Raw genomic sequence first — 8,820 nt, forward strand, 5'->3', positions numbered from 1 at the left:
CGCTGTCTCTCCGCATTTCAAGGGTACAGGACGCTCCGGCCTTACCTTACGACAAACGCCCTGCGAATACGCTCGATAACCCGGTTTACAGTGCAGGATGGCATCCGCAAGCCAGACGCCGCGGCCTCCTGACGCGTACCACCGATAGGCGCACTCAAACATGTCGCGGCGCCCTGGGTATGACCGCATTGCGGCCAGCGGCTGTCGCGCGTGGTTCCACGCAGCGTTTTACAGGCAATAATCGGGTCGGATGCATAGCGAGCCTCACTGTTTATTCCGCTGTAATACCACCAGCCAAGCGTTCCCTCTGGCAGGCCACTCTCTGCGCGGACACCGCCGTGAACTAAGGGCAGCAATATCAACGCGGAACGTGCGAGATGAGTAAACGATGGAAACAGGCGTGCATGCGGCATGATCATGGTTTCCTGTCCTCTACGAGAGAATGCCGGCGGCAATTGCCAGCAGGGAAACCAAGAATATCCATTTCAATAATTCAAATATTGCCCTATCGCAAACGTTTAACTGCGCCGACCAGTTCCAGATCAACCTTACCCGGCCGGCTACTCGGCGCCGGTAGTGCGCCAGCAGGTCGGCGCTGACCATCTGCATTGGGCGACCTGTCCGGTCCGTCGATCTAGTGCATCTCCAGGATCAGCGGGCCCGGCTGCGTCGCTCACAGGCACCCCGCAATCACAGCTTCGAGCTCGCCTTCGTACTTGAAATACACCAGGTGGTCGCGCGCCAGGGCCAGCACCTTCTCGCCATCGCTGGCATCGGGCGCGCGCGTGGCGAAGGCGGGCCGAGCCGGCGCCGCCGTTACGCACAAGCGGTAGACGGGGATCTTGACCTCTTGCACGACCGATGGCGGGCTAGCGCAGCCGGGCGTGAGAAGCGCGAGCTGGGACTACGCAGGCTCAATGCCGGTGCCGCATTGATGGCCGCTGCAATCGACACTGGCAGCAGCGCCGGCGGCACGGCAGGCACCGCCAGGCGGCGCGCCCAATAATTAAGCTGCCGTTGCGGGTAGCCCTGGCTGTCTGCAAAGGCGCGTTGGGACTGGCCGCTCTTGCGCCATTGCGCAACCCGTTCCTCCCACAATGACTCGCGTTCCAAATTTGCCATCTCTATCTCCAAGTTGAAGATCGCAGTGTGGGCAATTTATGGAGCGGAAGAAAGATGGGTGGGCTGGATGCTTACTTTGCTGTAAATGGCTTGGGCGACGCCCTAATTCCGGTCGCTTTCTTTGATGGCAGCAAGAAGCAGGCGCGCGAGGAGATCTAAGAGATGGAACGACATTTCAGGGCCGTACGTCGATCATGGGAAGCGCCAGAGGCAACCGTAGTGAAGAAATTGCAAAAATAGTTGTGTGGGTAACCGACGTAAAAAAGCCCCGTCATAGGGGCTCTTTTACTGTTTTTGGCGGAGAGACGGGGATTCGAACCCCGGATAGGCTATGAACCTATACACGCTTTCCAGGCGTGCGACTTCAACCACTCATCCATCTCTCCTGCTTTACATCTCCGCCTTCGCGAAGCCGCAGATTATAGCAAAGATTCTGCAAAGTATTGAAGAAATTTGCGCCACACGCATTTCCACCTGCACACGGCGCACCCAAGCTACCTCAGGACGCTTCCTTCAACTGCTCCAGGATGGCCGGATTTTCCAGGGTCGAGACGTCCTGCGTAATCGTCTCGCCCTTGGCCAGCACGCGCAGCAAGCGCCGCATGATCTTGCCCGAACGCGTCTTGGGCAGGTTGTCGCCGAAGCGGATTTCCTTCGGCTTGGCGATCGGGCCGATTTCCTTGGCGACCCAGTTGCGCAGCTCCAGCGCCAGCTTCTTGGCCTCTTCCCCGGTCGGGCGCGCCTGCTTGAGCACCACGAACGCGCAGATCGATTCGCCGGTCGTATCGTCCGGCTTGCCCACCACGGCCGCCTCGGCCACCATCGGATTGGCCACCAGCGCCGATTCGATTTCCATGGTGCCCATGCGGTGGCCAGAGACGTTGAGCACGTCGTCGATGCGCCCGGTGATCGTGAAGTAGCCGGTCTCCTTGTTGCGGATCGCCCCGTCGCCGGCCAGGTACATCTTGCCGCCCAGCTCATCCGGGAAGTAGCTGGTCTTGAAGCGTTCCGGATTGCCCCAGATGGTGCGGATCATCGATGGCCACGGCCGCTTGACCACCAGGATGCCGCCCTGCCCGTTCGGCACGTCCGCGCCGGCCTCGTCGACAATCGCGGTCATGATGCCAGGCAGCGGCAAGGTGCACGAACCCGGCACCATGGGCGTGGCGCCCGGCAGCGGCGTGATCATGTGACCACCCGTTTCGGTCTGCCAGAAAGTATCGACCACCGGGCAGCGCTCGCCGCCCACGTTCTTGTAGTACCACATCCACGCTTCCGGATTGATCGGTTCGCCGACCGAACCGAGCAGGCGCAGGCTGCTCAAATCGTATTTGGACGGATGCACGGCCGGGTCGACATCGGCCGCCTTGATCAGCGAACGGATCGCGGTCGGCGCCGTGTAGAAGATGCTGACCTTGTGCTTGGCGATGTTGCCCCAGAAGCGCCCGGCGTTCGGGTAGGTCGGAATGCCTTCGAACACGACCTGGGTCGCGCCCACCGCCAGCGGGCCGTAGGCGATGTAGCTGTGGCCGGTAACCCAGCCGATATCGGCGGTGCACCAGAACACATCCTGCGGCTTGATGTCGAAGCTCCACTTCATGGTCAGCGCGGCCCACAGCAGGTAGCCGCCGCTGGCATGCTGCACGCCTTTCGGGGTGCCGGTCGAGCCGGAGGTGTACAGGATGAACAGCGGATGCTCGGCGCCCACCCATTCCGGCTCGCACTCGGCCGCCTGGCCGGCCACCAGCTCGTGCAGCCACAGGTCGCGCCCTTCGGTGAAGGCGATGTTGCCGCCGGTGCGCTGGTAGACGATCACGTTCCTGATGCTGTCGCAGCCGCCCAGCGCCAGCGCTTCGTCGACGATGCTTTTCAATGGCAGGTGCTTGCCGCCGCGCAGTTGTTCGTCGGCCGTGATCACCGCCACCGCGCCGGCGTCGATGATGCGTTCCTGCAGCGATTTGGCCGAAAAGCCGCCGAACACCACCGAGTGGGTGGCGCCGATGCGCGCGCAGGCCTGCATGGCGGCCACGCCTTCGATCGACATCGACATGTAGATAATGACGCGGTCGCCCTTCTTGATGCCGCGCGCCTTGAGGCCGTTGGCGAACTTGCAGACGCGCTCGTACAGGTCCTGGTAGGTGGCGCGCGTGACGCTGCCGTCGTCGGCTTCGAAGATAATCGCGGTTTTGCCGGCGTTGCCGTTCTTGAGATTGCGGTCGAGGCAGTTGTACGAGACGTTCAGCTGGCCGTCAGCGAACCATTTGTAGAACGGCGCATTACTCTCGTCCAGGGTCGAGGTGAACGGCTTGTGCCAGTCGAGATTCTCGCGCGCCAGGCGCGCCCAGAAGCCTTCGTAATCGCTGGCCGCTTCGGCGCACAGCGCGTTGTAGGCATCCATGCCGGAAATGGCGGCGTTGGCCACAAAGGCGGCCGGCGGCGCAAACACGCGGCTTTCTTGCAAGCCCTGATTTTCCTGCTGGGGGGAATCTGTTGCTGCCATGCTGAGTCTCCATTAGTGGTGTTGTTTGCTAAAACCTTAGTCCCGCTCGCTTACTGCGCCCTTACGTTGCCAGACAGCGAAGAAGGTCAACAAGACATTAAAGCATGGATAGCCCACCTAAGCGGTATGGTCACTTGCATTAACGACAAGATCAATCCCGGCGCAGCTGTGGTTTGCGCCAGATCAATACGTTGACAGACCGGGCGGGGTATCTGCAGCAAGCCCAAGCGCTGGTAAAATGACGCAGCGAAAATTTTTGCCTTACTCTGGAGCCAAGCATTCATGTCTGAACCGATTTTGCCTACCGACCGTCCCAAGCTGACCCCCTTGAACAACCTGATTTTCATGAGCCGCTGGCTGCAGTTGCCGCTGTATCTGGGGCTGATCCTGGCGCAGTGCGTCTATGTCTTCCATTTCTGGGTTGAACTGAAAGACCTGATCGGCGCCGTCCTCGGCAACGAAGCGTCACTGCAACATATCCTGTCCGCCGTGACCGTGGAAGGCATGAAGCCGGCCACCAAGCTCAACGAAGCGACCATCATGCTGGTGGTGCTGGGCCTGATCGACGTGGTCATGATTTCCAACCTGCTGATCATGGTCATCGTCGGCGGCTACGAAACCTTTGTCTCGCGCATGCACCTGGAAGGCCATCCGGACCAGCCGGAGTGGCTCTCGCACGTCAACGCCTCGGTGCTCAAGACCAAGCTGGCGATGGCGATCATCGGCATTTCGTCGATCCACCTGCTCAAGACCTTTATCAACGCCAATGCCTACGCGGACAAGGTGCTGATCGCCCAGACCGTGATCCACATCGTGTTCCTGCTCTCGGCGCTGGCGATCGCCTACACCGACCGCATCATGATCGGCACCCAGAACGCGTCCAAGACTCCCCACTAAGCCAACGAGAATAGCCATGACTATCATCAAGCAGGAAGACCTGATCGAATCGGTCGCCGCCGCCCTCCAGTACATCAGCTACTACCACCCGGCCGACTACATCGCCCACCTGGCGCGCGCCTACGAGTCGGAAAAGAGCGACGCCGCCAAGGATGCGATCGCCCAGATCCTGACCAATTCGCGCATGTGCGCCGAGGGCAAGCGCCCGATCTGCCAGGATACCGGCATCGTCAACGTGTTCCTCAAGATCGGCATGGGCGTGCGCTTCGAAGGTTTTTCGGGCACCGTGACCGACGCCGTCAACGAAGGCGTGCGCCGCGCGTATAACTTCGACGACAACAAGCTGCGCGCCTCGATCGTGGCCGACCCGCAATTCGAACGCAAGAACACCAAGGACAACACGCCGGCCGTGGTCCACATGGAACTGGTCGAGGGCAACACCGTCGACGTCAAGGTCGCGGCCAAGGGCGGCGGCTCCGAGAACAAGTCCAAGTTCGTCATGCTCAATCCGTCCGACTCGCTGGTCGACTGGGTCATGAAAACCGTGCCGACCATGGGCGCGGGCTGGTGTCCGCCGGGCATGCTCGGGATCGGCATCGGCGGCACTGCCGAAAAAGCCATGCTGATGGCCAAGGAAGTGCTGATGGACGACATCGACATGTACGAACTGAAACTGCGCGGCCCGCAGAACAAGACCGAAGAACTGCGCATCGAGCTGTGCGACAAGATCAACGCGCTCGGCATCGGCGCCCAGGGCCTGGGCGGCCTGACGACCGTGCTGGACGTCAAGATCATGATGCACCCGACCCATGCCGCTTCCAAGCCGGTCGCCATGATCCCGAACTGCGCCGCCACCCGCCACGCGCACTTCGTGCTCGATGGTTCGGGCGCGAGCTACATCGAGCCGCCTGCGCTGTCGACCTGGCCTGACGTGCACTGGACCCCGGACACCGAGAAATCGCGCCGGGTCGACCTCAATACCCTGACCCGCGAAGAAGTCGCTTCGTGGACCCCGGGCCAGACCTTGCTCCTGAACGGCAAGATGCTGACCGGGCGCGACGCCGCGCACAAGCGCATCCAGGACATGCTGGCCAAGGGCGAGGAGTTGCCGGTCGACTTCAAGAACCGCGTGATTTACTACGTCGGCCCGGTCGATCCGGTGCGCGACGAAGCGGTCGGCCCGGCCGGTCCGACGACCGCCACCCGCATGGACAAGTTCACCGACATGATGCTGGAAAAAACCGGCCTGATCGCCATGATCGGCAAGGCCGAGCGCGGTCCGGCGGCGATCGAATCGATCCAGAAGCATAAGTCGGCCTACCTGATGGCGGTCGGCGGCGCGGCTTACCTGGTCTCGAAAGCGATCAAGAGCGCCACCGTGCTCGGGTTCCACGACATGGGCATGGAAGCGATCTACGAGTTCGACGTGATCGACATGCCGGTCACGGTGGCCGTCGATTCCAACGGAACTTCGGTGCACAACACCGGTCCAAAGGAATGGGCAGCGAAAATCGAATCCTTGTCGAGCGTCGGCAAGATTCCGGTGGCCGTGGCCTGAGGCGGCGAACGAGTGAGCAACGCGAGCGTCCCCATGGTGGCCACCGCGCCGGCTATCGCGTCGGCTACCGCGCCGATCGGCGTGTTCGATTCCGGCGTGGGTGGCTTGTCGGTCCTGCGCCATATCCGCGCGCAGCTGCCGCATGAGCATTTGCTGTACTTCGCCGACTCCGGTTTTGCGCCGTATGGCGACAAGCCCGAAAGCGTGCTGGTGGAGCGCTCGCTGGCGGTGGCGGGTTTCCTGATCGCCAACGGCGCCAAGGCGCTCGTGGTAGCGTGCAATACGGCGACGGTGGCCGCCATCAAGGTATTGCGCGCGCACTATCCCGACATGCCCATCGTCGGGGTGGAGCCGGGCCTCAAGCCGGCCGCGGCGGCCTCGCGCAACGGCAAGGTGGGCGTACTGGCGACCAGCGTGACCGTCGCCGGCGCCAAGTTCCTGCTGCTGCGCGACCAGATCAGCGCGGCCAGCCATACGCAGTTCTTGCTGCAGGGTTGCCCGGGGCTGGTCGACCGGATCGAGCTGGGCGAACTGGATTCGCCCGCCATCCGCGCGCTGCTGGAGCGCTATGCGACGCCGCTGCTCGACCAGGGGGCCGATACGCTGGTGCTCGGCTGCACGCACTACCCGTTCGTGCTGGCGATGCTGGGCGAGGTGATTGCACAGGCAACGTCGCGCGAGATCGTGCTGATCGATACGGGCGACGCGGTGGCGCGACACCTGGCGCGCTTGCTGGCGACTGCGGGATTGCTCAATCCGGGCGTGGATACGTCCGGCGTGGATACGTCCGGCGTGGATACGTCCGGCGTGGATACGTCCGGCGTGGAAGCGTCCGGCGGGGATGCGTCCGGCGTGGAAGCGTCCAGTTTGGACGCGCATGGCAACTCGGCCAGTGCCATGATGCCGGCGCTGGGCGAGTCCGGGACTGCGGGCTTGGCGCCATCGTCCGCCACCCTGCAAGGTTTTACCAGCGCCGGGGCACCCGCGCTGTCGCGGGCGTTTGCCAATCTGCTGGGCATCGCGCCGCCCGTTCGTGAAGTGCTGATTTGAAAATATTTAGCATTGCACGCATTTTGATTTGCCAGTTCGCTCAGATGTTTGTATAATCTTTTTCTGTTCAGGAAGCATCTGAACAAAATGCAGATTCGATGGTGGCTGTAGCTCAGTTGGTAGAGTCCAGGATTGTGATTCCTGTTGTCGTGGGTTCGAGCCCCATCAGCCACCCCATCGTTTGCATTGCAAGTCAAGCACATAGCCCAGCCATCGCGTTGGGCTTTTTGTTGTCCGCTTCACACTCTCGCGCCATCTATCCGCAGCCCGTTCTACTTTGCGTTTTCCATGGATTCCACTGTGTCGAAAATATGCGCCAGCGCGCTTTCCATGGCGCCGGCAGTAGCGTCGCCGCTCTGGTTGGTGATGATGAAGACCCCAAGCTGATATTTAGGAACGATGTAGGCGTAGCTTTGCGCACGTGGCACGCCGCCATGGTGTACATAATGCGTGCCCAACTGGCGATTGGTGCCGATGTTCCAGAAATAGCCAATGCTGAAGTCGTCCTGAAAGCGTACCAGCGGCTTGTGCGATTCGACGACCGCAGGATTGGCACCCAATTGCAGGCGCAGGTACTTCGCCATATCCGGCATAGTCGACTTCAGATTGCCGGCTGCCCCCCAAGGCAGTTGTGGCATCGGTGTTGTTACAACGGGATTGTCGCTGTGGTAGCCGGGCGCTAGCCGGACGCTATCCGTGGAGGTGATTCTCAGCTTGGTATCTTGCATGCCGGCTTCGCGCGCGACGAATCGCGTGAGCAGGACTTCATAGGGCATGCCGTAGATTTTTTCGAGCGTGTGCGCAATGAGTTCGGTAGCGGCGCTTGAATATGCGTAGTCCTTACCAAGCGGACCCTTGATGCCGACTGTGTGCAACTCCTGCCAGAATTGCTGTTGTCCGTAGTTGGCGTAGGCTGCATTGAGCTTTGCCGGCGTGGCGTGTGCAGCGAAATCCTTCAATACGGTGTTCACCTGCAATGGCAGCATGCCCGGCATATTGCTGGTGTGCGTAATCAAATGGCGCAAGCGAACTGGCTGCCCCTGCGACTGCAGGTTCGGGTAGGCGGCCGCCAGGTACTTTTGTATGGGATCGTCAAGCGCCGCCTTTCCATCAAGCACAGCGTTCGCCAGTAGCAGGCCAGCAAAAGTCTTGCTGACTGAGCCGATTTCATAAAGCGTTGCATCATTCGGCCGATTGGCTTTGCCGGTCTCCAGCTCGCCTTGATGCAGAATGAATTCCTTGCCGCGATAAACTACAGCAATCGAAGTCGCGTGTAGAAGTTTTGACTGCAGCAGGGTGGTCGCGGTCTGGCTCATTGCCGCAGGAATGTCATGCGCGGGCGCTGTGACTGCGGGCTTGCAAGCTGCCAGCACTAGTGTCAGTCCAGTTATGATTGCGGCGAGTCTGGTCATCATGCGCACCATCCAGGGGGGAGGGGCATTCTCGCACAATGGGTTCAGCGGTGACAGAAAAAAATCGCTCGTATGGTTTTTCCAGATTGTGTTTAGCCTGGATGTTTCATAAACGTCATCCGCAATTCCGAATTGTCGCTCTCGACGCCGCTCAGTTCGAATTATCCTATTGTGGGCAATAGGCGCCCTACCCAATTGAACGGGGCAGGGTAAAGCGGCATGAGGTTGGTGGGGTAGCGGTGGATTGATCAGTTCGCGGCAGACCGGCCGTGACGTGTTCA

At 60.9% G+C, this 8,820-nt stretch carries 8 protein-coding genes and 2 tRNA genes; 4 read left to right on the forward strand and 6 right to left on the reverse strand.

The window, feature by feature from the left end; genetic code table 11:
• Positions 1–432: 432 nt before the first annotated feature.
• The 5 genes from F2P45_RS35805 to acs all read right to left on the reverse strand — a co-directional run bounded on the left by F2P45_RS35805 (position 433) and on the right by acs (position 3,622).
• Complete coding sequence (locus F2P45_RS35805) at positions 433–609, reverse strand: hypothetical protein (RefSeq protein ID WP_223164893.1); 177 nt, start codon at positions 607–609, stop codon at positions 433–435.
• Positions 610–673: 64 nt separating this feature from the next.
• Positions 674–856, reverse strand: coding sequence for a hypothetical protein (locus tag F2P45_RS33385; protein WP_166882517.1), 183 nt, complete (start codon positions 854–856; stop codon positions 674–676).
• Positions 817–1,122: an IS66 family insertion sequence element accessory protein TnpA gene (tnpA, locus tag F2P45_RS37490; RefSeq protein ID WP_441295254.1), complete on the reverse strand. Its 306-nt coding sequence runs from the start codon at positions 1,120–1,122 to the stop codon at positions 817–819. The genes F2P45_RS33385 and tnpA overlap by 40 nt, the downstream gene beginning before the upstream one ends.
• A gap of 295 nt (positions 1,123–1,417) precedes the next feature.
• Positions 1,418–1,508: transfer RNA gene (locus F2P45_RS33390), tRNA-Ser, on the reverse strand.
• 113 nt (positions 1,509–1,621) lie between these two features.
• Positions 1,622–3,622 (reverse strand): acetate--CoA ligase, encoded by a 2,001-nt coding sequence (gene acs / locus F2P45_RS33395; RefSeq protein WP_166882518.1) that lies wholly within the window; start codon positions 3,620–3,622, stop codon positions 1,622–1,624.
• 282 nt (positions 3,623–3,904) lie between these two features.
• Between acs and F2P45_RS33400 the strand changes: the two genes are divergently transcribed.
• The 4 genes from F2P45_RS33400 (at position 3,905) to F2P45_RS33415 (ending at position 7,304) form a co-directional block, all read left to right on the forward strand.
• Positions 3,905–4,519, forward strand: coding sequence for a TIGR00645 family protein (locus tag F2P45_RS33400; protein ID WP_166882519.1), 615 nt, complete (start codon positions 3,905–3,907; stop codon positions 4,517–4,519).
• A 16-nt stretch (positions 4,520–4,535) separates the two neighbouring features.
• Positions 4,536–6,077, forward strand: a complete 1,542-nt coding sequence (locus F2P45_RS33405; RefSeq protein ID WP_166882520.1) for a fumarate hydratase — start codon at positions 4,536–4,538, stop codon at positions 6,075–6,077.
• Positions 6,078–6,089: 12 nt separating this feature from the next.
• On the forward strand, positions 6,090–7,127 hold the full coding sequence (gene murI, locus F2P45_RS33410) for a glutamate racemase (RefSeq protein WP_370663345.1): 1,038 nt from the start codon (positions 6,090–6,092) through the stop codon (positions 7,125–7,127).
• 101 nt (positions 7,128–7,228) lie between these two features.
• Positions 7,229–7,304: transfer RNA gene (locus F2P45_RS33415), tRNA-His, on the forward strand.
• Between the two features lie 95 nt (positions 7,305–7,399).
• Here F2P45_RS33415 and F2P45_RS33420 read toward each other — a convergent pair.
• Complete coding sequence (locus tag F2P45_RS33420) at positions 7,400–8,542, reverse strand: serine hydrolase domain-containing protein (RefSeq protein ID WP_223164894.1); 1,143 nt, start codon at positions 8,540–8,542, stop codon at positions 7,400–7,402.
• Positions 8,543–8,820: the final 278 nt, after the last annotated feature.

The organism is Massilia mucilaginosa (assembly GCF_011682145.1).
GTDB lineage: Bacteria > Pseudomonadota > Gammaproteobacteria > Burkholderiales > Burkholderiaceae_D > Telluria_A > Telluria_A mucilaginosa.